General features: G+C 55.9%; 23 protein-coding genes and 2 riboswitches. Of the genes, 7 read left to right on the top strand and 16 right to left on the bottom strand.

The window, feature by feature from the left end; genetic code table 11:
- Nucleotides 1-15: 15 nt before the first annotated feature.
- From ACXAIA_RS10520 to ccoN, 3 genes are read right to left on the bottom strand one after another with little or no spacing between them, the layout of a single operon-like run.
- Nucleotides 16-177, bottom strand: a complete 162-nt coding sequence (locus ACXAIA_RS10520) for a cbb3-type cytochrome c oxidase subunit 3 (RefSeq protein ID WP_167722914.1) — start codon at nt 175-177, stop codon at nt 16-18.
- Between the two features lie 15 nt (nt 178-192).
- Complete coding sequence (gene ccoO, locus ACXAIA_RS10515) at nt 193-924, bottom strand: cytochrome-c oxidase, cbb3-type subunit II (RefSeq protein ID WP_475349286.1); 732 nt, start codon at nt 922-924, stop codon at nt 193-195.
- A gap of 13 nt (nt 925-937) precedes the next feature.
- A complete protein-coding gene (ccoN, locus tag ACXAIA_RS10510) occupies nt 938-2,395 on the bottom strand; it encodes a cytochrome-c oxidase, cbb3-type subunit I (protein WP_475346223.1) in 1,458 nt (485 codons plus the stop codon).
- 417 nt (nt 2,396-2,812) lie between these two features.
- Between ccoN and ACXAIA_RS10505 the strand changes: the two genes are divergently transcribed.
- From ACXAIA_RS10505 to ACXAIA_RS10495, 3 genes are all read left to right on the top strand, one after another.
- Nucleotides 2,813-3,319 (top strand): hypothetical protein, encoded by a 507-nt coding sequence (locus ACXAIA_RS10505; protein ID WP_475349285.1) that lies wholly within the window; start codon nt 2,813-2,815, stop codon nt 3,317-3,319.
- Between the two features lie 109 nt (nt 3,320-3,428).
- Nucleotides 3,429-4,274: a diaminopimelate epimerase gene (dapF, locus tag ACXAIA_RS10500; RefSeq protein ID WP_475349284.1), complete on the top strand. Its 846-nt coding sequence runs from the start codon at nt 3,429-3,431 to the stop codon at nt 4,272-4,274.
- 185 nt (nt 4,275-4,459) lie between these two features.
- Nucleotides 4,460-5,656, top strand: coding sequence for a phosphoglycerate kinase (locus ACXAIA_RS10495; RefSeq protein ID WP_475349283.1), 1,197 nt, complete (start codon nt 4,460-4,462; stop codon nt 5,654-5,656).
- A gap of 81 nt (nt 5,657-5,737) precedes the next feature.
- Here the strand turns inward: ACXAIA_RS10495 and ACXAIA_RS10490 are convergent, their stop codons facing one another.
- The 10 genes from ACXAIA_RS10490 to gpmI form a co-directional block, all read right to left on the bottom strand.
- On the bottom strand, nt 5,738-6,724 hold the full coding sequence (locus ACXAIA_RS10490; protein WP_475349282.1) for a squalene/phytoene synthase family protein: 987 nt from the start codon (nt 6,722-6,724) through the stop codon (nt 5,738-5,740).
- A 67-nt stretch (nt 6,725-6,791) separates the two neighbouring features.
- Nucleotides 6,792-7,469: a hypothetical protein gene (locus ACXAIA_RS10485; RefSeq protein WP_475349281.1), complete on the bottom strand. Its 678-nt coding sequence runs from the start codon at nt 7,467-7,469 to the stop codon at nt 6,792-6,794.
- A 219-nt stretch (nt 7,470-7,688) separates the two neighbouring features.
- The gene (locus ACXAIA_RS10480) at nt 7,689-8,534 is read right to left on the bottom strand and encodes an alpha/beta fold hydrolase (protein WP_475349280.1); all 846 of its coding nucleotides are present in this window, start codon (nt 8,532-8,534) and stop codon (nt 7,689-7,691) included.
- Nucleotides 8,535-8,576: 42 nt separating this feature from the next.
- Nucleotides 8,577-9,383, bottom strand: a complete 807-nt coding sequence (locus ACXAIA_RS10475; protein WP_475349279.1) for a methyltransferase domain-containing protein — start codon at nt 9,381-9,383, stop codon at nt 8,577-8,579.
- 130 nt (nt 9,384-9,513) lie between these two features.
- Entirely contained in the window at nt 9,514-9,702 is a 189-nt protein-coding gene (locus ACXAIA_RS10470; protein WP_475344229.1) for a hypothetical protein, read from the bottom strand.
- An 84-nt stretch (nt 9,703-9,786) separates the two neighbouring features.
- A complete protein-coding gene (locus ACXAIA_RS10465) occupies nt 9,787-10,332 on the bottom strand; it encodes an RNA pyrophosphohydrolase (RefSeq protein WP_475349278.1) in 546 nt (181 codons plus the stop codon).
- A gap of 39 nt (nt 10,333-10,371) precedes the next feature.
- The gene (locus tag ACXAIA_RS10460; RefSeq protein ID WP_475349277.1) at nt 10,372-11,901 is read right to left on the bottom strand and encodes a divergent polysaccharide deacetylase family protein; all 1,530 of its coding nucleotides are present in this window, start codon (nt 11,899-11,901) and stop codon (nt 10,372-10,374) included.
- Nucleotides 11,902-11,959: 58 nt separating this feature from the next.
- Nucleotides 11,960-13,261: a S41 family peptidase gene (locus tag ACXAIA_RS10455; protein WP_475349276.1), complete on the bottom strand. Its 1,302-nt coding sequence runs from the start codon at nt 13,259-13,261 to the stop codon at nt 11,960-11,962.
- Entirely contained in the window at nt 13,258-14,625 is a 1,368-nt protein-coding gene (locus tag ACXAIA_RS10450) for a murein hydrolase activator EnvC family protein (protein ID WP_475349275.1), read from the bottom strand. Before ACXAIA_RS10450 ends, ACXAIA_RS10455 begins: the two co-directional genes overlap by 4 nt.
- Nucleotides 14,603-16,195, bottom strand: coding sequence for a 2,3-bisphosphoglycerate-independent phosphoglycerate mutase (gene gpmI / locus ACXAIA_RS10445; protein ID WP_475349274.1), 1,593 nt, complete (start codon nt 16,193-16,195; stop codon nt 14,603-14,605). The genes ACXAIA_RS10450 and gpmI overlap by 23 nt, the downstream gene beginning before the upstream one ends.
- A gap of 272 nt (nt 16,196-16,467) precedes the next feature.
- A riboswitch (glycine riboswitch) is annotated at nt 16,468-16,573 on the top strand.
- A 3-nt stretch (nt 16,574-16,576) separates the two neighbouring features.
- Nucleotides 16,577-16,699, top strand: a riboswitch (glycine riboswitch).
- A gap of 69 nt (nt 16,700-16,768) precedes the next feature.
- Here gpmI and ACXAIA_RS10440 point away from each other — a divergent pair.
- On the top strand, nt 16,769-18,208 hold the full coding sequence (locus ACXAIA_RS10440) for an L-serine ammonia-lyase (RefSeq protein WP_475349273.1): 1,440 nt from the start codon (nt 16,769-16,771) through the stop codon (nt 18,206-18,208).
- 162 nt (nt 18,209-18,370) lie between these two features.
- A complete protein-coding gene (locus ACXAIA_RS10435) occupies nt 18,371-18,904 on the top strand; it encodes a dihydrofolate reductase family protein (protein ID WP_475349272.1) in 534 nt (177 codons plus the stop codon).
- 37 nt (nt 18,905-18,941) lie between these two features.
- Here ACXAIA_RS10435 and ACXAIA_RS10430 read toward each other — a convergent pair whose 3' ends face one another.
- Both ACXAIA_RS10430 and fabG read right to left on the bottom strand, forming a co-directional pair.
- A complete protein-coding gene (locus ACXAIA_RS10430; RefSeq protein WP_475344244.1) occupies nt 18,942-19,595 on the bottom strand; it encodes a hypothetical protein in 654 nt (217 codons plus the stop codon).
- A 78-nt stretch (nt 19,596-19,673) separates the two neighbouring features.
- Entirely contained in the window at nt 19,674-20,453 is a 780-nt protein-coding gene (gene fabG / locus ACXAIA_RS10425; protein WP_475349271.1) for a 3-oxoacyl-ACP reductase FabG, read from the bottom strand.
- Nucleotides 20,454-20,706: 253 nt separating this feature from the next.
- On the opposite strand from fabG, the gene ACXAIA_RS10420 reads away from it, so the two are divergent.
- Nucleotides 20,707-21,708, top strand: coding sequence for a phosphotransferase enzyme family protein (locus ACXAIA_RS10420; protein WP_475349270.1), 1,002 nt, complete (start codon nt 20,707-20,709; stop codon nt 21,706-21,708).
- The gene (locus ACXAIA_RS10415) at nt 21,705-23,039 is read left to right on the top strand and encodes an aspartate aminotransferase family protein (RefSeq protein ID WP_475349269.1); all 1,335 of its coding nucleotides are present in this window, start codon (nt 21,705-21,707) and stop codon (nt 23,037-23,039) included. The genes ACXAIA_RS10420 and ACXAIA_RS10415 overlap by 4 nt, the downstream gene beginning before the upstream one ends.
- A gap of 28 nt (nt 23,040-23,067) precedes the next feature.
- Here ACXAIA_RS10415 and ACXAIA_RS10410 read toward each other — a convergent pair whose 3' ends face one another.
- Complete coding sequence (locus ACXAIA_RS10410; RefSeq protein WP_475349268.1) at nt 23,068-23,841, bottom strand: DeoR/GlpR family DNA-binding transcription regulator; 774 nt, start codon at nt 23,839-23,841, stop codon at nt 23,068-23,070.
- Between the last annotated feature and the right edge of the window lie 236 nt (nt 23,842-24,077).

The following is a 24,077-nucleotide window of genomic DNA, read 5'->3' as shown; positions in this document are numbered from 1 at the left end:
AGCTCTGTTCTCCCCTCAATCCTGATCCCGGAAGGGGATCTGCGCATGTGCTTCCATGTCCTTGTTGCGCTTTTTGCTCGGCCACATGACCCAGGCAATAATCGCGCTGAACAGCAGCATCAGCCACAAACCCCACAGAGGGCGGAAAAAGTCAGCGAGTTGCGTAAAGAATTCCATGACGATTCCCTTGCGTTAGCGCAGGTTCATCTGCGGGTTGTAGGTGGTGAAGTCGACCATCCGGCCGAGGACCTGCAGGTATGCGACAAGCGCATCCATTTCAGTCAGCTCTTCCGGGTTGCCGTCAAAATCACCTGTTGCCGCATTCGGGTAGCGCGCGAGGAAATCATCATCCCACGCCGCATCCTCGCTGGCCTGCAGGTAAAGGTCTGCCTTGGCCGCCTCGATCATCTCGTCTGAGTAGGGGACACCTACCAGTTTGAGGGTCTCGAGATGTGCCTGAGCGTCATCGAAGTCCAGTTTGCGTTCCGCCAGGAACGGATAGCCCGGCATGATCGATTCCGGCACAACAGCGCGCGGGTCAATCAGGTGGGCAACGTGCCATGCGTTGGAATATTTGCCACCAACACGGGCCAGATCCGGACCGGTACGTTTTGACCCCCACTGGAACGGATGGTCATACATCGATTCTGCTGCAAGGCTGTAATGGCCATACCGTTCGACTTCGTCGCGGAACGGACGAATCTGCTGGGAATGGCAGTTATAGCAACCTTCACGGATATAGATGTTACGACCGGCCTGTTCGAGCGGCGAATAAGGACGGACACCTTCAACCTTCTCAATGGTCTGTTCCATCGTGAACAACGGTACGATTTCAACGATACCGCCGATGATGACAGTCAGGAAAATACCAAGGATCAGAACAAAGACGTTCTTTTCAACAAAATGGTGTTTTTTAAGAAGCATATCTCGTTCCCCCTTATTCGGCTGCAACGGTTGCAGGTGTGCCGATTGGTGCTTCTTCGCGCAGGTCACCCTTGATGGTCTTGTAAACGTTCCAGACCATCAGTAGCGAACCCAGCACGAACAACAGGCCACCAGTTGCACGAATGATGTAGTAGGGATGCATTGCCTCGACAGTTTCGATGAAGGAATACTGCAGGAAACCAAGCTCGTCATAGGCGCGCCACATCAGACCCTGCATGATCCCCGAAACCCACATCGAGGTGATGTAAAGAACGATCCCGATGGTGCCGAGCCAGAAGTGATGGGCCACAAGGCGCATCGAATACAGGCGTTCACGATTCCAAAGGACCGGGATCAGGAAGTAGATTGCACCGAACGATACGAAGGCAACCCAACCCAATGCACCGGAATGCACGTGGCCAATGGTCCAGTCGGTATAGTGCGACAGGCCGTTGACGGCTTTGATCGACATGACCGGGCCTTCGAAGGTCGACATGCCGTAGAAACCGACAGCTGCGACCATGAAGCGCAGAACCGGGTCCGTGCGCAGTTTGTCCCAGGCGCCCGAAAGCGTCATCAGGCCGTTGATCATCCCGCCCCATGACGGCATCCACAACATGATCGAGAAGGTCATGCCAAGGGTCTGTGCCCAGTCAGGAAGCGCGGTGTAGTGCAGGTGGTGCGGACCAGCCCAGATATACAGGAAGATCAGCGCCCAGAAGTGGATGATCGACAGGCGATAGGAATAAACCGGACGTTCGGCACGCTTCGGAATGAAGTAGTACATCATGCCCAGGAAGCCAGCCGTCAGGAAGAAGCCCACAGCGTTGTGGCCGTACCACCACTGGGTCAATGCATCCTGCACGCCAGAGAACATCGAATAGGACTTCGTGCCAAACAATGAGACCGGAATGGCAAGGTTGTTGCCCAGATGGAGCATCGCAATGGTCACGATAAAGGCCAGATAGAACCAGTTCGCAACGTAGATGTGCGGCTCTGTACGCTTGAGCAAAGTTCCGACGAAGACCGCCAGATAGCAAACCCAGACAATGGTCAGCCAAAGGTCAACAAACCATTCCGGTTCGGCATACTCACGCCCCTGGGTCACACCGGTGACATAACCGATGGCTGCCAAGACGATGAACAGCTGGTAACCCCAGAACACAAACGCCGGAAGTGCCTTGCCGCCATAAAGCGGGGCGCGGCAGGTGCGCTGCACCACATAGAATGACGTCGCCAGCAACGCGTTACCGCCAAAGGCAAAGATCACTGCGGACGTGTGCAGTGGACGCAAACGTCCGAAGTTCAAAAATTCGGTATCAAAATTGAGAACCGGAAAAGCAAGCTGCCATGCGATGACATCGCCCACCAAAAATCCGACTACTCCCCAAAATACGGTCGCAAGTGCGCCCCAGCGCACAACGTCCATATTATAATCGACAGCAACTGAAGGCGATGCTGCCTGTGCCATGCTCCCCTGGCTCATGCTTGACTCCCGTTCAAGGTGGTCGGGTGAACTGCCCAAAACCCTCTCGGGCAGTTTCAATAGTCCTGATGAATCGATGACCAAATGATCTTCAACCCACCTGCACAAAAAGCCCCACCCAAAATACGCCTTGGCTTTACGTCAGGGCGCGTCATTCCGGGCGAGGTTTCCTAATTCGTTCGATGAGTATGCGGACTGATCGTCCCAAAGCCATTGACCTACGTCAATATTGGCTTGCAAACCCGTCAGAAATTCAATCGGAGGAAACGTTATGGCCCTTCGGATGGGTACTTCTGTACTGGCTGTGTTTATGCGCGCCAAACCCTTAAAAGGTGTTGATGCACATCAAGGTGAGCGCGAATTATTTCCGGCATGATCTGATAAATTCTAGAGGGCAGGATCATGTCAGAAGCCTATAAGTCACTTCCACTTACAGCACAGACCGCGGATATGACCTATCCGCTGGTTCAGATGTTGAAAGTCGACATGTCATTTGATCGTTGGCGTGCATTCGTCGATCAGTATTGCGTGCCGGTGGCCACGGAGTCTTTTGGTGCGAGAACCGATGGTGATGACATCCTCTGGCAGCGTCAGCGTGGCATTATCGTGATTGCCAATGAACGCGGTTATATCCATGGCCTGTTTTCCTATTATGTCCGCGATGACATGACCGATGGCCTTGTCTTGCATGTCGACAATGTCATGGCGGTTGAAATTGTGTCGGGCGATTATGTCCTGGATGCCATGCGCGATGGCATGACCCGTCTGGCCCGTATTCACCAGTGCAGCAATGTCTATGTATCGCTTGGTGAACCCGATGACCGCCTGCGGACCTATTTCGCCCGTTCGGGATATGCGCCGAGCAAAGTGCGTTATTGCGCGCCGGCCGCACCGCGCATGTCGGCCTGATCCAGCCCAAGATTCCATTCCGTTCTGATCCGTCTTCGTTGCGAAAATCCCCGGCCCATCGGGGATTCCCCCTGTGGACGCAGTGCGCAATCAGGATTATAAGGCGGGTATGAACGGTATTCCTTTTGTCAAAATGCATGGTCTGGGAAATGATTTCGTTGTCTTTGACGGACGACGCGATCCCGCTGTGCTTGATCTTGATAACGCGACTGCGGCCCGCATTGCCGATCGCAAGACCGGGGTTGGCTGTGATCAGCTGATTGTTATTGAACCGGCGCGCGATGATCTGGCCGATGCCTTTATGCGCATCCGCAACAATGATGGCGGCGAGGTCGAGGCCTGTGGCAATGCGACGCGCTGTGTTGCCAATGTCATCATGGGCGAACTGGGCCGCAAGGAAGTCATCATTGAAACCGTTGTCGGATTGCTTGATGCCAATGGTCTGGCCGATGGCCGGGTGACGGTTGATATGGGGCAGGTCAAACTGGACTGGCGTGATATCCCGCTGTCCGAGGCGGTTGATACCAATCATATTCCTCTTTCCCTTGGTCCGCTGTCAGACGCGGTTGGCGTTAATGTCGGCAACCCGCATGGCGTTTTCTTTGTCGATGACGCCGAGGCGATTGATATCGAAAAGCTGGGGCCGGTGCTTGAACATCACGAAATGTTCCCGGAACGTGCCAATATCGAGGTTTGCAGTATCATTGATGAAAACAAACTGCGCATGCGGGTTTGGGAACGCGGCGTCGGGGTCACTCGGGCGTGCGGCACCGGGGCCTGTGCCGCGGGTGTTGCGGCCGCGCGCCGTGGCCTGACCGGACGCAAGGTCGAAGTCGTTCTTGATGGTGGGCCGCTAACGATTGAATGGCTGCCCGATGATCATGTTCTGATGACCGGGCCGGTGGCGACCAGTTTCTCGGGCTTTTTGCATGCATCCCTTCTGGGGAACCATTGATCAGGTTTTGAAAACCGGCCGGGCGGAAACGTTGGCCGGTTTTTCTTTTAGGTAATTTTGCGGGCCTGATCCGGCCTTGCGTCGGTTGCGCTGATCGGGCAAAACAGGGCGCATCAGGATTTGGCTCAATCCATGTCGGGACACCCAATCCCGTCTTTTGTGAAACTCAAAAGCAGGTTCAGATAATGGCTGACTTCAATACGCTTGACGGTGTCAATGTCGCTGGCAAGCGCGTTTTGCTGCGCGCTGATCTTAACGTTCCGATGAAAGATGGGGTTGTGGGCGATACGACTCGTATCGACCGTACCGTTCCGGGCCTGATCGAACTGGCCGATGCCGGTGCGAAACTGGTGATCATCACACATTTCGGCCGCCCGAAAGGGGCGCGCGTTCCGGAAATGACCCTGAAACCGGTGGCCGAGGCCCTTGCCAAGCAGCTTGGTCGTCCGGTGAAGTTTGCCGATGATTGCATTGGCGATGCAGCAGCCAGCGTTGTGAATAGCCTCGAAGACGGCGAAATCGCCCTTCTGGAAAACCTGCGCTACCACGCCGAAGAAGAAAAGAACGATCCGGCCTTTGTCGCCGAGCTCGCCAAACTGGGCGATGTTTATGTCAATGACGCGTTTTCCTGTGCGCACCGTGCGCACGCCTCGACCGAGGGTCTGGCGCGCGCACTTCCGGCTTATGCCGGCCGTTTGATGCAGGCCGAGCTCGAAGCACTTGGCAATGCGCTGGAAGCACCGAAACATCCGGTGATGGCGATTGTCGGTGGGGCAAAGATTTCGACCAAGCTTGATCTTCTGGGCAATCTGGTGGCCAAGGTCGATCAGCTGGTGATTGGCGGCGGTATGGCCAATACCTTTTTGGCGGCCAAGGGTGTGAATGTTGGCAAGTCGCTCTGTGAGCATGATCTGCTCGACACCGCACGGGCCATTTTCAAAAAGGCCGAAGCTGCGAATTGTGAAATCGTCCTACCGGTCGATGCGCTGGTCGCCAAGGAATTTGCCGCCAATGCGCCGCATGATGTTTCCGATATCGATGACGTTGCTTCTGATGGCATGATCCTTGATGCCGGTCCGGCAACCATTGTTGATCTGAACAAGCGTCTCGAGTCTTGTGAAACGCTGGTCTGGAACGGCCCGCTTGGTGCGTTTGAAATTACCCCGTTTGATACCGCAACCGTTTCGGTCGCCCAGCACGCTGCTGAACTGACCAAGGCAGGCAAGCTTCTGTCGGTTGCTGGCGGTGGTGACACGGTCGCAGCCCTGCGTCATGCCGATTCTGATCAGGCATTTTCATATGTCTCGACCGCGGGCGGGGCCTTCCTTGAATGGCTTGAAGGCAAAACCCTTCCGGGGGTGGCAGCGCTTCGCGCCAGCTAAGCCATCGCCTTTATGGCAAAATGACAAACCCCGCCAAACTGGTGGGGTTTTCTTTTGGCTGGTCCGTAAAACCTTGCCAGCCTAATCCTTTTTGACGTCGGGCAGGCTGTTTTGCGCGGTGCTTTGCATGATGGCATCGCGATCCTTAAGGAACGCGGCATAGCCATTTTCCGTCATCGCACCGGCCAGTTCGATATAGACAGTGAACAGGCGCGATAATGTGTCGGCCTCGTCGGTATCAAGAACGGACAGCAATTCGCTTGATCGCGCCTGACCGGTCTCAAAATGCTCCCACGCATGTTCGAGCAGGATTTTGCCAAGATAATCCAGGTCATCATATTTGCCCTGACCGATGGCATTGCGGATCTCGCCCAGGGTGATGTCGGCGGCAATCAGCATTTCGGAGGGGATGGTAACCAGGCGGTCCGGGCCTTTGATGTCTTCGGGCAGGTCGCGCAGGATGTGAATGATATAGCAAAAGATCGCCATATCACGCGCATGATAAAGCGGCGGATTGGTCAGCGGCGAGGTATAGCCGATTTCGGGATCATGCCGTGCTGACAGCAGATAAACAAAGATCGATGCCGGGGCAGCGGTTGCCCCTTCGCAATAGGCGATGAAATCGTCCCATTCATCCATCGGTTCTTCGGCGATGTCGCGATGAAGCGCATCGGCCAGTTCAATCCATGGATCGGCGGGAAGGTCGCTGCGGCCAAGGGTCAGGCGGAGCGCGTCATACACCGGACCGGTCAACGGCCCGCCTTCGGGCATTGGATTGTCCATATCGGCCTTGGCCGCCATGACCTGGGCCTGCCATTGATGCACGGTTTCAAGGACGTCTTCACGTTCGGCATCGCGCTGGGCGTCGGGAAGCTCAAGGAAACCGTCATCGACGATATCGTCAATCACGCGCATCGAGGCATAGGCAGCCAGAAAGAATCGCTGACGTTCCGGGCCAAGGCGCATGGCCGCACGATAAAGATTGGCGTTTTTCGCCGCGGCCAGATCGTTACAGGCATCAAATGGTGCGCCAAGCACAGCATGTTCTGGTGGAAGCGAATGGCTCATGCGCGTCTGAATGTCCCCTTGGGTTTCCTTTCAAACAGTCATACAGGACTGCCCGGCCCGCGCAAGATCAGAATTCGATCCGATAGCTTGCCGTCAGTCCCAGCATCGCATCAATGCCATCAAGCAGACCGTCTTCCGGATTGCGGGGCGTCAAATCGCGCGAAACCGACCCGTGTAATCCAATCCAGATATCTTCAAGCGGCATATAGGATAGCGATCCGGCAAGTCCGGCATCATGGGCATCACCCACACCGGTTAGATTGATACCCGGACGGACGCGGCGTTGGGCCCCAAACCGATCGGTCTGGTAAATGCCGATCGTGCCCGGGGTTGCGGCATCAAGATCAAGGAACGGCCCCACGGTAAAACCAAGATCGGGGGACGGCGAATAGCCAAGCCCGATCTGGGCATTCATGCCGTGATCAGCGCGCGGCGCGCCGCCGAATTCAAGCCAGTATTGCGAAGGATTATGCGGATCGCTTGGCGTGGGTGCCAACGCAATGCCATAGCGGGAAGACGGGGTCAGTCCCTGATCAAAGCCGGGCGGGAGTGTTGATGAAATGCCGCCGGGACCAAAGGCCGAGCCACCCGGCACCAGCTGCATCCCGGTTTTTGATGGCGGCACATTTTCAAGCGTTTGCGCCCATACAGAAGGGTTCTGCGCCAGACCTGCCAAAAGCAAGGCCGTCAGAAACGTCAGGGTCCGGTGTCTTTTTACCCAATTTAACCACTGCAGCTTTGTCATGTCGCCTGTTCCCACAGGTGATTGAGCAACCACAAAAATCGAGGCAACAGCCAGACTGCGTCTCGTCCCGGACGCTTGAATGGTGTGATTTTGTCGCTCCCAACCAACAACCGTCCAACCCGTGCCGCGTTCTTGGCGCGCGGCAAAACATCATCGGATTTATGACGGACGGGATTTTATGGCGTGAAGATATCCTGCTTGTGACCGGGCTTTGGCCGGTCAGGATGTGCTCATGCTCAGAAAGTCCCGAATTGCGTCGATTTGCGCTTTATCATTTAAGTGGGGAGCGTGCCCGCAGTTCGCCACTGCAAAAACCGGCATTTCCGGTTTTTTCTGCTTCATCTTATCAACAATCGGTTTGGGAATCAGGTCGGATTTCTCGCCACTGATTAACATGACCGGGCAGGGCAGGGCGTCGAATTCGGCCCAAGCATCAAACTTATCAATGTGTTCGGCAAAGACCCGCATGACTTCCGGGTCGTAATGCATCATGAAATTGCCATTCGGCAGACGGCGAACCGATCGCGATGCCAAAAAGGACCAGGTCGCGTCATCGGCTACCCCGAAAGAGGCATAAACAAGCCGGACAAGCTGTTCGACTTCGTCGATGGTTTCAAATTCCGGTGACGCCCCGACATAGGATTTGATGCGGGCAACGGCATCGGGGTCAAGTTCCGGTCCGATGTCATTGAGAACCAGCCGTTCGATCCGCCCGGCGACCTCGGTCGTGGCATAAAGGCCAATCAACCCGCCCATCGATGTGCCAATCCAGTCGCAGGTATCGATGTTGAAATGATCAAGCAGTTCAAACATCTGTGCGACATAGAAAGGCACGGTGTATTCCGTATCCGGATTACTGGCCCAGCCAGAGAAACCACGCCCGATCATCGATGGGCACAGCACATAATATTTGTCGGTGAAATGTGGCGCGACATGATCAAAGTCATCCGCCAGACGTGCAAGCCCGTGCATCATCAAAAGCGGCCGGTTGGCCGGATCGCCCCATGCCCTGACATGGACCTCATACCCGCAGCATTTGACGAAATGTTCGCGAAAGTCGGCCATGCGGTGCTCCTTGTCAGGGATGTCTGGTTCTGACTTTGATCGTTATGCGGATTTTTTGCGCGCGATCATGAACAATCGGTTGAACGGAAACAGGGTGCGTCCGTCATCGCGGGACGGATAAACCTGATTAAGGCGTTCCTTGTATTTCTTGGTAAAGGTCGCGCGCGCTTCGTCATCGGGCAGGGCGGCCATGACCGGCCGCAGGATGGTCGAACTGGTCCAGTTATAGACCGCATCCGGACCCGTCAGGACATGGCAATACTGGGTTTGCCACAGATCGATGTCGTCACAGGCCGGTGCGAGCACATCAAAATAATCACCAGGGCGCATGATGCGTGCAGCATGCATGGCGGCCGCCACTTCCTTGCGCCAGTCCATGCCGGTTTCGCCGATCAATTGGTGGCTGGGTGCCAGGAAATTGTTGGGCACCTGAATGGCGATGATACCGCCGGGGCGGATATGCTCAAGAAGACGGGGAAACAGTTTCGAATGATCGGGCACCCAATGAAGGGCCGCATTCGAAAACAAAAGATCAACCGGTTCATCGGGCTGCCAGTCAGCAATGTCGGCCTTTTGCCAGGTGATGTTTTCATCGCGCTTGCGCGCGGTTTCAAGCATCTCGTCTGAGGAATCGACCCCAACGATGCCGGGTCCGTCCGCTGTGCCCGCGCCATAGGCATCGGCAAGAACGGCGGTCACCGATCCCGGGCCGCAGCCTAGATCGACAATGTGACGGGGGGAAAACCCGTTTGCCGATTTGGGCAAACGTGAAATCAGATCGATGGCCGGTCGCAGGCGCTCATTGCCGAACAAACCGTAACGGGCAGGGTCCCAATGTGTATTGCTCATGGGAAACTCTTATCGCGTTTCGGGGGTCGTTTGAAGCATTGAGGTGACGAAACCCCAAAGACTTGCGCCCCGAACCAGAGAACGGGGCGCAGCAAACCGGACCAGAGGTCCTGTCACATTCCGTCAGCGATTAGTGATCAGCTGCTTCGAGCTGGTCATAATGGCCTTTGATCAGATGGAACATGAACAGCACGGCGCCAATGAACATCGTAAGGCCGACGAAGTAGGAATAGCCGTCGTGCGAACCTGACGCATAAAACAGGCCAAACAGACCGACCACGATGGTCAGAACACCAAAGATCAACCGATCCATACCCATGCTGGAACTCCTCTAAGCCGAATGTGAGTTATAATAAGCAAAATGTAGCGAAAACTGTGCAGCGATCAAGCCGCAAACATCGTTTTATGCCCGACCCATTTCACGAATTCTTTGCGGTACATCATGAAATTCGGCCGCAATTTGCAAATAAACCGGCCTTTTGAACGGCACGATCAGGTCCGGCAGGGTCGCCAGATCATTCCAGCGCCAGCTATCAAACTCCGGATGCGGCACATCAATATTGATGTGCTTGTCCTTGCCGGTGAAGCGCATGGCAAACCATTTTTGCTTCTGGCCGCGATACTTGCCCTTGAACGCTTTGCCAATCAGATGTTCTGGCAAGTCATAGGTCAGCCAGCTTGGTGTTTCGGCAACGATTTCGGCCTTGTTGGTGCCGATTTCTTCTTCGAGTTCGCGCATGGCGGCCTCAACCGGGGTTTCACCATCATCAATGCCGCCCTGTGGCAATTGCCATGCGCCTTCAAACCTGAACCGGTTGCCCATCCACACCAGGCCGTCAGCGTTAAACAGGGCAATGCCGACACACGGTCGATAGGGAAGATCGTCAGCCGTGACTTTATCGGGGGTAACGGTTTCCGTCTTTTTGGGTTTATCGGACTTCTTTGCCATGATTTCTCCTGACGGACGGGCCGGGTGGTCCGGCATCTGTCACTCGTTCTCGATTGTGTTGGCGGGTTCTGCGTTTTCTTCTTGGGCTGCCTGCTCGGCCATGACTTCGCGTTCGCGTTCCTCGGCTTCAAGGCGGGCGGCTTCGGCCTCGTCAGCGGATTGCGGTGTAACTTGCTGACCGGTAACCGCACTGACCGGGACAAGAACCACACCCTGACGGCGCAGGCGGAAGGCCCAGTTGCGCAGACGCTGGATCGTGACCGGATAGGATTGGGCAATCCCGACGGCAACACCGGTGCGTTTGGCCATCTCGACCAATTCGGCCAGGCGGCTGTCGATCTGGCGGCGGCTTGGCGTTTCATCAATGATCACATTGCCAATCGCATTTGGGGTGTCGGCATTTGCCGCCAATTGGGCGCCATAGCTGGCCACACCGCTGCCCGATCCTTCGACATACATCAGCCCCGTGCGCGAGATGAATTCGATCACCGGGCGAATGGCGCTATCAAGGCTGCCAAATTTCGAACCCTGACGGCTGACCAGTCCGGCATATCCTGGGAAACGCGCCAGAAGCCATTCAAGCCGGACAAGGTTTTCACCCTCGGACAGGGATGTCAAAAGTGCGCGCGGGCCGGGGTCGGAAAGCGGGAAGTCGGCCGGTTCCATCGGAAGTTCAAGGAAGACTTCATGGCCCATGGCGCGCGCTTCGCGGGCAACCGTTTGCAGATCGCGGGCATAGGGCGAAATCGCTAGCGAAATGTTAAGCGGCAGATCATTGATCGCCGTTTCGGTACGCTGTTCGTTTAGGCCGACACCGGTCAGCATCACGGCGACGACAGGTGTGTCTTCGGGCAGTTCAAACGGGCGCTTATAGGCATCAAATGGCGTTGTGCCATCATCGCCAATACGCGGGATGCGGCCAAAACTGCCTTCTTCGTCAAGGCCCGGCAGCGGCGCCGGGCGCAGCGGATCGGGTTCGATCGGTTCGTCAAGCGACCCTTCTTCTTCGATCAGGGCGGCGAGTTCTTCGGGGGTCGGGGCATCATTGCCATTGGTGCCGTCCGCGCCCGGGGTGCCGATCAGATCGGATACGCCATCAAGGTCGCCTGCGATGTCTTCGGCAGACTGGCCGTCGCCATTTTCGCCGTTGGCGGCTTCCTGTGCGGCGCGGTCGCGATCCTGAACATCCTGAACGCCGCGTGCGATTTCTTCTTGCAGTTCGCGCTCCGTACCCGGAACAGTCATCGTCGATTCAGGTCCGCCGGTATGGAAAAGCCGCCAACCGGTTTCAGGATCCAGAATCGGGATCATCGCCACAGCGGTTGCACCAAATGGTGACAGGAAAAGCGTAATGATCAGCATTTTCGACAGCCAGCTGCGCCGTGATTTCGGGCGCTTTGGCAGTCGTTTGAACTGGACTTCTATCGGCAGTTCGTCAAAGGGCAGGTCATCAAGATTGACGTCGTCTTCATCTTCGTCGGCGTCAGTCATCCCCTCGCCAAGGTCTTCGGCCAGATCATCGGCCATTTCCCCGTCGATGTCGCCGTTCTTCTTTTTTCGGAACGGCAAGGAATTTAGGATTTTCCTGAACACGAACAGTCAGTCTCTCACGATGCCGGGCCCACCCTTATCCATTCGGACGTGGGCCAAACAGGGAAATACCCCGGATCATGTCAAGCGCACGTGACAGCTGATAGTCATCAATCGCCAGCTGTTCGGCCTCGTCACGGCGGGAATTTGCATCCTGTTCCGCATCGGTGATGCCTTCGTCCTCGTTGCGAAGCGCCCCGCTAAGGGATGCTTCTGAACGACGGGTGTCGGCCTCGATGCTTTCGACACGTGCCTGCGGAACGATGATGTCCGGCACGATGCCCACTTCCTGAATTGATTTGCCTGACGGCGTGTAATAGCGCGCCGTGGTCAGGCGAAGGGCGACGTTGCCCGGCATTGGCAGGATGGTCTGAACCGATCCCTTGCCGAAGCTGCGCGTGCCCATAATGACCGCACGGCGGTGATCCTGAAGCGCGCCTGCGACAATTTCGGACGCCGAGGCAGAGCCATCATTGATCAGAACCACGATCGGCAGACCTTTGCTAAGGTCACCGGTGCGCGCGTTGTAGCGTTCGGTGTTCTGGGTGTCGCGCGGACGGGTCGAGACGATCTCGCCCTTATCAAGGAAGGCGTCTGATACCGAAATCGCCTGATCAAGAAGACCGCCCGGGTTGTTGCGCAAGTCGATCACCAGACCCTTGATTTCTGGGCCGATGTCTTCGCGCATGTCGCCAATGGCGCGCTGCAGGCCGCTAAAGGTCTGTTCGTTGAATTTGGTGATACGGATATAGCCAACATCGTCTTTTGGTTCGGCACGCACCGACTGGATCTTGATCACGGCCCGGGTCAGAGTGACGTCAAACGGGGTCTGTTCCCCCTTGCGGATGATGGTCAGGACAATGTCGGTATTGACCTTGCCGCGCATCATCTCGACCGCATCATTAAGCGTCATGCCGCGAATGGCGGTGCCGTCGATGTGGGTGATGAAGTCGCCCGGCTGCAGGCCGGCCTTTTCGGCTGGCGTGTCATAGATCGGTGCGATGACTTTGACAAAGCCATCTTCCATCGTGACTTCGATGCCAAGGCCGCCGAATTCACCGCGGGTATCGACCTGCATTTCCTCGAAATTATCCATGTTCAGATAGGAGGAATGCGGATCAAGCGATGTCAGCATGCCGTTGATGGCGGCTTCGATCAGTTGTTTGTCATCGACATCTTCGACATATTTGCCTTTGACCTGTTCGAACACGTCGCCGAACAGATTAAGCAGGCGATAGGTCTCCGCCGAGGAGGTTGAAGATTGCGCCAAAACTGGCGACGCAAGGCCGAAAGTCATGCCGGTCGCGAGTGCGAGTACTGCCAATCGTGAGGTTTTCATCCACTTACCTTGCCGTTTTTCGAGGCCAGCCATGGAAGCGGATTGATTGCTTCCCCGTCCTGGCGCATCTCCAGATATAGTTTTGGCGAAGTTTCACCCATAATACCAACAGGTTCGCCCGCCAACAGATATTGTCCTACCACACTGTCGAGCCGATCAAAACCGGCGATAAGGCTATGGTATCCTTCGCCGTGTTCGATAATCAAGAGGCGGCCGTACCCGCGGAAGGGGCCGGCAAAGACAACTTTGCCGTCAAAAGGTGAGACAACCTGCGCATTTGCGCGGGTGCTGATCTCAATTCCCTTGGATCGGTTGACGGTCAAGCCATCCGGACCGCGCGATTTTTCACCAAAAAGTGTAACCACTTTACCACTGGCAGGCATCCTGAGGTTGCCTTGCGCCAGGGTAATTGAACTGCCAACGGCGAATTCTTCTTCGTCATTGCCGTCGTTGGCGTTGCTCGGAGCACTGCTTACTGGCTCAGTCTTGCTCTCGGGCGGTGGCGGGGGTGTGTTTTTCGCAATCGTTGTTGCGCCCAGCATATCGGCATCCGGTTCGGTGCTTACAGTTGCGCGCATTTCAGGACGTGCGCGCGGCATCGGCAGGCCTTCGGCGCGGTTTTGCAGATTGCGCAAAAGCTCGCCCAGTGATTTGGCCTCATCGGCAAGCAGGCTGACCGCCTTGGCAGCTTCTTCGGCTTCGGCTTCTGTCTGGGCACGCAGGCGGCGCTTTTCATCAAGCAGGGCAGCAAGGGATGCGCGTTCCTGCTGCAATTCATCGGTCGCACTGGCGACATCACTTCGCCGTTCGCGGATGTCTTCGCGTAGCGTTGCGATTTCTGTCAGTTCCTTGCGCAGATCACGTGCATGTTGCTCGACCCCGGGCAAGGCGGCCTTGAGCAATACGGCAGAGCGCAGGGTATCTTGCGGTGATGTCGGCAGGGCAATCACGGCTTCGGGCGGGGTGGTCGACAGGCGCTGCAGGGCCATCAGGATGCGGGCATATTGCCCGGCCTTGTCTTCAAGGCTGGTGGCAGCGGTTTTTTCGCGCGCTTCAAGCGTTTCAAGCTGATCTTCGAGATCGGTCAAAGTGGTTTCAAGGCGCTGGGTGCGTCTGGCGACTGAAATCGCCTCGGACTGAAGGGCTTGTTCCTCGGTCCAAAGTTCACGCGATTTGCGCGACAGGAATTCTTCCTGTTTTTGCTGTTCGGAAAGCTGGCTTTCAAGTTGATCAAGCTGCTGATCAACCTTTTGCAGCGATTGGGCAAAAGACGGCGCTGCCCCGTTCGCAAACAGCACCGCAAATGCGGTCAGCGCAAACAGGGCGATCTTCGAGACTGATTTAGCTCGCAAGAAGCGCGTCATTCTGTTTCAGGCCCTTAAGCAAGGGTTTGCCGGTCATCTCGGCCGGTTGTGGCACGCCCAGCAATTGCAGCAAGGTCGGTGCGACATCGGCCAAACGGCCATCTTCCAATGTTACCCCTTCCGGAGCGTTAACAAGGATGGTCGGAACGAGATTAAGCGTATGTGCCGTGTGCGGTTCGCCGGTTTCCGGATCAACCATCACTTCGCAATTGCCGTGATCAGCGGTGACAAAGGCAACGCCACCGACCGATTTGATCGCGTCAATCACCTTGCCAAGGCAGGTATCAACCGCCTCGGCCGCCTTCATGGCGGCTTCAAGGATGCCGCTATGGCCGACCATGTCCGGGTTGGCGAAGTTCAGGATGATGGTGTCGTATTTTTCCGCCTTGATGGCCGCGACCAGCTTTTCGGTCACTTCCGGTGCGGACATTTCCGGCTGCAGGTCATAGGTCGCGACCTTGGGGGATGCGACCAGAATGCGGTCCTCGCCCTCAAATACCTGTTCTTCGCCGCCGTTAAAGAAGAACGACACGTGCGGGTATTTTTCAGTTTCGGCGATGCGCAGCTGCTTCATGCCGGCCTTGGAAACCACTTCGCCAAAGATGTTTGGCAGGGTCTGCGGCGGATAGATCGCATCCATGTATTTTGCATGTTCGGACGAATATTCGACCATCCCGGCCTGCACGGCGAAGTTTACCGGCGTGCCGCGATCAAAGCCGTCAAAGTCCGGCGCACAAAGGGCGGCGAGGATTTCACGCGCCCGGTCAGCTCGGAAATTGGTCATCAAAAGACCGTCGCCATCCTGCATACCGGCGTAATCGCCAATCACGGTCGGCAGAACGAATTCGTCGGTGGTGTCAGAGCCATAGGCATCGGCAATCGCGGCCTCGGCACTTTCGGCTGTGCGGCCATCGGCATAGTTCGCGCCCTGAACCATGGTGAAATAGGCCTGGCTGACACGTTCCCAGCGATTGTCGCGGTCCATCGCATAATAGCGGCCCGTAACCGTCGCGATTTCAACATTGGCATCGCCGATCAGGGTGCGGAATTTCTCAAGGAACTTGGGGGCACTTTTCGGCGGCGTGTCACGGCCATCAAGATAGGCGTGGATTTTCACCGGCACGCCTGCACCGGCGATGATTTTGGCAAGGGCTGCCATATGTACCTGATGGGAATGCACCCCGCCTTCGGACAGAAGACCGGCAATGTGGCAAACGCCGTTGGAATCGGACAGCTTGGCGATGATCTTTTTGACGGTGTCGGTTTCGGCGATGGTGCCGGTTTTGACCGCCTCGTCAATTTTGGGCAGTTCCTGCATGACCACGCGGCCGGCACCGAGGTTCATGTGACCGACTTCCGAGTTGCCCATCTGACCTTTGGGCAGGCCGACATCCAGACCGCAGGCCTTGAGGAACCCGGTCGGATTGTTGGCGTAAAGGTCATCCCAGACAGGCGTGTTGGCAAGCGCAACAGCGTTGTTCTTGCTTTCTTCGCGATACCCCCAGCCGTCCAGAATGCACAGCACCACAGGGCGCGGGCGCTTTACGGAATTCTTGTCAGTCACGTTCATAACCCCACAGATAAAGGAAAAGGCTGAATGTCCCGTAAATATGGTGACTTAGGGGATATTTCGCCATCAATCCCGTCATGCGGGCAGGGTGGGTCTACCTTCGCGCACAACAGGTACATGAATTACACGGGCAATTTAGCACGATTGCCGGTGCTTAACAGCATCCGCCGCAGAAAATTTTGCAGATGCAAACCAGTTCTTTTGACAGTGTCTAAAGACGCAGATAGTGTTCAATCTGACGGTGAACCTCTGAGGTGGCAGAAATGCCATTTCGCACCGTGACGGGAGAGTTCGGATATCACGCGATTTGCATGATGTGCGGCGCCGAAGGAGCAATGCCTCATAAACACTCTCAGGCAGATGGACCGTCACGGATAGAGGCTCTGGAGAGAGAAACCAAAAAGCGTCAGGGAGAAGACGCGATATGGTTTCCACCGAAGGATGAACGCCAGTTGCCCGATATTTATCGGACGGTGGCAGATAATCTCAGGTCAAGGGACAGAGGGGGCAAAAACACCGGTTCGTAAACAGCGCGAAAACAAGCGCTTTACTGAGCCGTGAAGGAGGCCCTTGATGACAAATCCCGCAACCGATCCCTCTTCGGGATCGCAAGACAATTCCCAACATGACGTTAACCTGTCGGTTGTCGACCTTTACACCATTGGCATCGGCCCATCGAGTTCGCATACGGTTGGCCCGATGCGCGCGGGATATCGTTTCTGCCTTGAACTCGAAGCATGCAATCTTTTGCAAAATACCGGCAGTGTCGTGGTGGATCTGTATGGCTCGCTTGCCCTGACCGGCAAGGGGCACGCCACCGATACCGCTGTCATCATGGGGCTGAATGGCAAACGCCCGCGCAATATCGATCCCGACGACATCGTGCCAACGGTCACGGCGATTGATGAAACCAGCCTGTTGCAGCTTTATGGGCAGTATCCGGTGGCGTTTAACCGCGATACCAATCTGGTGTTTCATTTCACCGAAACTCTGCCGCAGCATCCCAACGGCATGCGCATTACCGCCTTTGACCGCGATGGCGTGAAAATCCACACCCAGGAATATTTCTCGGTCGGGGGTGGCTTTATCGTATCGAGCGACGACCACGGTGCGGAATATTCCGGCGATAACATCACCCTGCCATTTCCGTTTTCCTCGGCCGATGAGCTGATGGAAATCTGCAAGCGCGAAGGTCGCTCGATTGCGGAAATCATGATGGAGAACGAGCAAAGCTGGCGCAGCCCGGAAGAAACCATCGCCTTTGTTGATCGTGTCCATGACGCGATGATGAGCTGCATTGATCGCGGCATTCGCACCGATGGCATTTTGCCAGGCGGACTGAACGTCAAGCGCCGGGCATCAAACCTTTATAAGGAACTGACTGAAAAGCCCGAAGCAGGCCTGCGTGATCCGCTGACCGTGATTGATTGGGTCAATCTTTATGCGCTTGCGGTCAACGAAGAAAACGCAGCAGGTGGCCGGGTTGTGACTGCGCCGACCAATGGTGCTGCGGGGGTTATTCCGGCGGTTCTGCGCTATTACGAAAAGTTCGGCGCCAACGCCAATCAGCACAATATCCGTGAATTCCTTCTGACCGCAGCGGCCATCGGGTCGATCTATAAAAAGCGTGCCTCGATCTCGGCCGCTGAAGTCGGTTGTCAGGGGGAGGTCGGCGTAGCCTGCTCGATGGCGGCCGGTGCGCTGTGTGCGGTTCTGGGCGGCACGCCCGAGCAGGTTGAAAACGCCGCCGAGATCGGCATGGAGCATAACCTTGGCCTGACATGCGATCCGATCGGCGGTCTGGTGCAGGTGCCGTGCATCGAGCGCAACACCATGGGCGCGGTCAAGGCGATCAATGCCGCACGTCTGGCATTGCGCGGTGACGGGCAACATACCGTGTCGCTGGACAAGGTGATCGAAACCATGCGCCAGACGGGACTCGACATGCAAAGCAAGTACAAGGAAACCAGTCAGGGCGGCCTTGCGGTCAATGTCAACGTGGTTGAGTGCTAAACCCAATTCTTAAGAATAGGGCAGAAAGCCGGGCTTTTTCGCATGTGTCATGGAAATGACCCGGTTTGCTGCGATTGTTTCTTGCGACTTGTGGTTGGTGTTTTGCTATGATTTGCCGATTAAAAATAGGGGCAAAGACCCCAATATCGGTTGGACATAGACATGAGCAAAAAACTGTTCCGCATTTATATCGCGGTCAGTCTGGATGGCTTCATTGCGCGCGCCAATGGTGCGGTGGACTGGTTGGGTGAATATGACCCGGCCGAATTCGGCTTTGATGACTTTCTGGACTCCGTTGGCACGTTGATCATCGGGCGAAACACCTTTGATCAGGTGATGGAATTTGGCGACTGGCCCTATGAGGCCCGTCGCACAATCGTTCTGACATCGCGCGATCTGCCCCGTGACCGGCCCGCTAATACAGAGGCCTATGGTGGCAGCATCATCGAACTGGTCGATCAGCTGCGCGACCGCCGAACCGGGGATGGCGACATCTGGGTCGTTGGCGGCGGCAGTGTGGTGACACAGTTCCTGTTTGGCGGGTTTGCTGATCAGTTGGATATCTTTACGATCCCGGAAGTGCTGGGGGACGGGATATCGCTGTTCGGGCGTGACGCCGGGGGGCTTAAGCCCCGCCTGTTGGCGTCCGAGCGATACAATTCCGGCGTCGTACGCAGCCAGTACGGTTTGGCATAGGGTGTTTCGTTTGACTAGGCACGGAGCTTGGGCGTTTTCAGAGAGTAGCTAGGTCTAATAGTGCTTCTTCGAAGACGCCTTTACTCTTGCATGTGATCCCATCGGCTCCAGCACCCTGCTCTTGCGTGGAAAAGGATACTTGAGAGCTATTCATTTCCTGATGGTAAGCGGTGACCCCGGTTATCTTCACTTGAATGTTCAACACATAGCTAGCATTAGCCCGCATGAGAGTCTGAGACGAATTCAGTGGGGCAATATAAATGTTTGCTCGTCCTTCAAGGCTAGTTTGCCTTACTCGATCTACTATGTGATTTGTGCCTTCGACGCCAAGCCAATGACTGGAGCTACCCGCAACAGGATAGGTAAACGTTTGGGTTCCGCGAGCAGGGTGCTTGGACGTAATCGTTGTAGTGCCGCATTCGACATATTTTGTCGGGTCATTGGCTGAAAACGAGACGTTGATAATCCTACTCTCTTTAGAGATGTTATTGATTACGAAGAAACTTTGGGAGAGTTCTTTTACATATTCATCCCACACAGCTTCGAAGTCTGCTTCTATCGTGATCTCGTTTGTGCCTAACGAACTGGAAAGGTCCGGTGGGGAATAGTTTACCTGACTTCCAGCACACCCCGAAATCACCAGAACTGTCGACAAAGCTAACCAAAGGCGTACCGAAATCCGGCGGAACATTGCAACCCCCAAGTGTTGTTTCTTCTGAGAAGAATATTACTTTGAGATCGCATTGAAAGTTCTCTTAAGGGTAGCTGCTTAAATCTCTTCAAGTGCCTCAAGCGATTCCGGCAGGATCTGACCGCCATCGACGACGATTTGCTGGCCGGTGATATAGGCCGCTTCATCGGATGCAAAGAACAGGGCGGCGTTGGCGATATCTTCGACACTGCCCAGACGTTTGAGCGGGATCGAGTTCGCCATGGAATCAAGATATTCCTGACCCAGGTCCGCCAGCCCCTCTGTCATGATATTGCCGGGCATGACGGCATTGATCGTCGTGTTATAGCGTGACAGTTCCATGGCCGCCGTCTTGATAAAGCCAAGCTGACCGGCCTTTGATGCGCCGTAATGCGACCAGCCCGGATAGCCCGTCACTGGCCCGGTGATCGAGGATGTAATCACCACGCGGCCCTTGCCGGTTTTTTCGAAATAGGGGATGCAGGCCTTCACGCACAGGAAGCTGCTTTTGAGGTTGGTCGACATCACCTGATCCCAATCATCGGCGGTCATATCAACCATCTTGATCTGCGGGAAGATACCGGCATTGGCGCACAGGATATCAATCCCGCCAAAGGTCCTTGCGGTGTAGTCAGCCAACGCGCTTACCTGATCGAAATCCGACACATCACACAGGAACTTGTCACCGGTGCCCCCGGCGGCCTTGATTTCATCGACGGTGGCTGCCGCGTCCTTTTCGGTGCGGGCGGCAATCATGACATTTGCGCCCTTGCTGGCAAATACCATGGCAATGCCCTTGCCAATGCCCTTTGAGCCACCGGTGACGATGACGCTTTTGCCGGAAATCGAAGTAAGCATGGTCGATCCTTTCGTGAAGTCATTGGGCAATGCGCCTGTGCTAGATGTGTTCTGTGCTGCGGATTGCCGGTTCCCTGATTGTGTGCTGCGTTATGTTTCCTTGATGATTGGGCGAAATATTCCGTGATGCAACAAAAAATGTTGCAAGTTACACATTTTGTGCCGCATTATTCACAAAATGGCAGGGAGACGGCCCCGAAACGGCGCGACAACTCGTTTTGCACGGCCAGCAGAAAGCGACAGGAGGCATCGGTTGGGCGGCATTTACGATGACAACATGATTGATGTCCTGAAAAAGGGCGCGGAATCGGTCCTGCCCGGTTGGGGGATGGGCGTGAATACCGATGTGTCGCTTTTGACCGTGTCGGAGAATGCGACTTTTCTCGCGACCGATCCCGATAGTGACGCAAAGCTGATCTTGCGGGTGCATCGGCCGGGTTATCACACGCGGGCGGAAATCGAATCTGAGCTGGCCTGGATCAATGCCCTGCGTGCCAGTGATATCGTCGATACTCCCAAGCCGCGCCTGCGTAGTGACGGATCATTGGTCGCCGAATTTGATCAGGACGGGGGCAACCGCCATGTGGTTGCCTTTGATTTCATGAGCGGCGAAGAACCTTCTGCCGATGAAGCATTGGTCGATGGCTTTTTCAAGTTGGGCGCGATCAGTGCACGTTTGCATGGACATGCGCGGCAATGGACGCGCTCGGTCAATTTCGTGCGCAAAAGCTGGACGTTTGACACCACGCTTGGGGCCAATCCGCATTGGGGGGATTGGCGCGCGGCCCCCGGTCTTGATGAAGATGGCTTGACCTTGCTTGAACGGCTTTGTGTGCATCTTGATCAGAAACTGGCCGCCTTTGGCATGGGCAATGATCGCTATGGCCTGATCCATGCTGATTTGCGTTTGGCGAACCTTCTGGTCGATGGTGATCGGCTGGGTGTGATCGATTTCGATGATTGCGGCTTTGGCTGGTTTGGCTATGACTTTGCTGCCGCAATCAGCTTTATCGAGCTTGATCCGATTGTCCCGGCCCTGAAAGAAGCATGGATTGAAGGGTACCGAACTGTCGCGCCGTTTTCGGCTGCTGACGCGGCAATGCTGGATAGTTTTGTCATGCTGCGGCGTTTGCTTTTGACCGCGTGGATCGCAAGTCATCCGGAAACACCGACCGCGCAGGAGATGGGCACGGACTTTACCGCCGGAACCCTGCAAATGGCGCAGGATTATCTCACCGTCGAGAGTGCGAAATGAAACCTGCGCGCCCCATCCTTGATATGAATGCCTATGATGGCAAAACGTCCATCGGCCACCCACCGGCCGGTGATGACCTATTGTCGCGCCGGACCCGGAATTTCGGGGCGGCATCGGTTTTGTTTTACCGCGATCCGATTGAAATGGTGTCGGGGTCTGGCTGCTGGATGACGGCGGCAGATGGCACGAGCTATCTTGATTTTTATAACAACGTGCCCTCGGTCGGGCATTGCCACCCGCGTGTGGTTGCGGCCATGGCCGATCAGGCCGCCAAGCTTAATATCAACAGCCGTTATCTGCATCAGACGACCGAGGAATATCTGGATCGCCTTAAGGCGACATTCCCCGATTACCTTGAAAATATCGTCCTGACCTGCAGTGGCAGCGAGGCCAATGACCTTGCGCTGCGTATTGCCCAGCGGTCGACAGGGGCGCGCGGCATCATCGTGACCGAGTCCGCCTATCACGGCAATACGAGTGCGGTGACAGAGATTTCGCCATCCGCACTCAAGCGCGGCAATCTGCCCGATCATGTCGTTGCCGTTCCGGCACCGAGCAAGCTGAGCTATGGCGATGATGTCGCGGCGGGCTTTGCTGATGAGGTCCACAAGGCCGCACTGGTTTTGCAGGATCGTGGCCATGGGGTTGCGGCCCTGATTGCAGACAGCATTTTTTCAAGTGACGGCGTCTTTTCAAATCCGCGCGGGTTCTTGCGACTGGCGGTGGCGGTGGTTCATCGTTGCGGCGGGATATTTATCGCTGATGAAGTCCAGCCGGGCTTTGCGCGAACCGGCGATGCGTTTTGGGGCTTTGATCGCCACGATGTCGAACCCGATATCGTCAGCATGGGCAAACCGATGGGCAATGGGTTCCCGATGGCCGGTATTGCCGTGCGCCCGGAACTGCTAAGCGCATTTTGCGAGGATGTCGGATATTTCAATACCTTTGCTGCAAGCCCGGTGGCATCCGCAACGGGCTTGGCGGTTTTGGATGTCATCCGTGATGAAAACCTTCAGAGTAATGCAGCGCTTTGTGGCAAGTCGCTGCGCGAAGGGTTGATGCATCTGGCCGATATTGATGGTCGCATCAGTGATGTGCGTGGTGCCGGGTTGTTCCTGGGGGTGGACCTGTCCCCCGATGGTGATCCGGCCAAGCCCAGCGGGCAGCTGGTTGGTGACGTGATCAATGCCATGCGCGAACATCGCGTTCTGATCGGGGCGGCCGGAAAATATGGTCAGACGTTGAAAATCCGCCCGCCACTATGTCTGAAATCGTCAGAAGTTGATTTCTTTATCGAGGCGCTGGCGAAGTCGCTGCGCGCCTGCCGCTAGGAACGCATGACCGGACTGAATTCGGGGATTAATTGCTGTTGGCGGCCTTGATCGTGCAGCCGCTTTCGCGGATGGTTTCACCCAGCACGCCCATCGGGTGTTCATCCGTGACCAGAACGTCAACCGCTGTCCAGTCGCAATAACGTGCCGGGAAGGCCTGATTGAACTTGGTGTGATCGGCAACAATCATGCTACGGGTCGCGCGTTCCATCATGACGGAATAAACATCAGCCGCCTCGATCAATGCATCACTGGCGCCGTCGCCATCAAGGCCACTGGCGCCCAGAATGGCCCACTCCACCCGATAGTTTTCCAAAAACCGCACTGTTTGCGCACCATGCATTGCACCTTCCTGGGCGTGGTAAACGCCCGGTGCCATGATCACCCGGATGGTCGGGTTGATGGCAAGAACCGTGGCGACGCCAAAGGAATGGGTGATCACGGTAAGATCGGTCATGGTCACGGCCAGCCGTTTGGCCACATGCACCGTGGTTGCACCCGATCCGATCATGATGTGGCGCGCACCGGCCAGAATCGGGACGGATTGTTTGGCGATGCTTTCACGCTCTGTGATGTGAAGCTGATGGCGTTCATTGAGGCCCGGCTCGCTGGCCTGACGGCGGACCGCCCCGCCATAGGTGCGGTTGATCAAGCCTTGCGACGTCAGCTCGTCAAAGTCGCGCCGAATGGTTTCATTCGAGACATTCAGTCGTTCGGCCAGATCCGCGATCCGAAGGGACGGTTCGTGGTCCAGTTCGCCAAGAATGCGTTGTTGTCGAAGGGATTTCTTGTTTGACGCCATGGCACGATGATAATGCCCGCACCAGCATCACGCCAGCCGTTTTACGCAAGGTACTTAGGGTCAGGACCTATTAATTTGATTGGAATGGCAGAGTTTATGTTTGTGAAATCCAAGGAAAAGCCCGCTGGGCGGGTTGGTATCCCGCGCGAGGGGTTTAACGTCGGAGTTTGCAAACATGAACTCTGTCCTTCGGATCGCTCAGATTTGCACGGGCCACTTTGTCGCAAAACCTTGAA

It is taken from the genome of Thalassospira sp. ABL2_045 (assembly GCF_056161285.1).
Note: the sequence above shows the minus strand (reverse complement) of the source record. Positions and strands in the feature narration are given on the sequence as shown.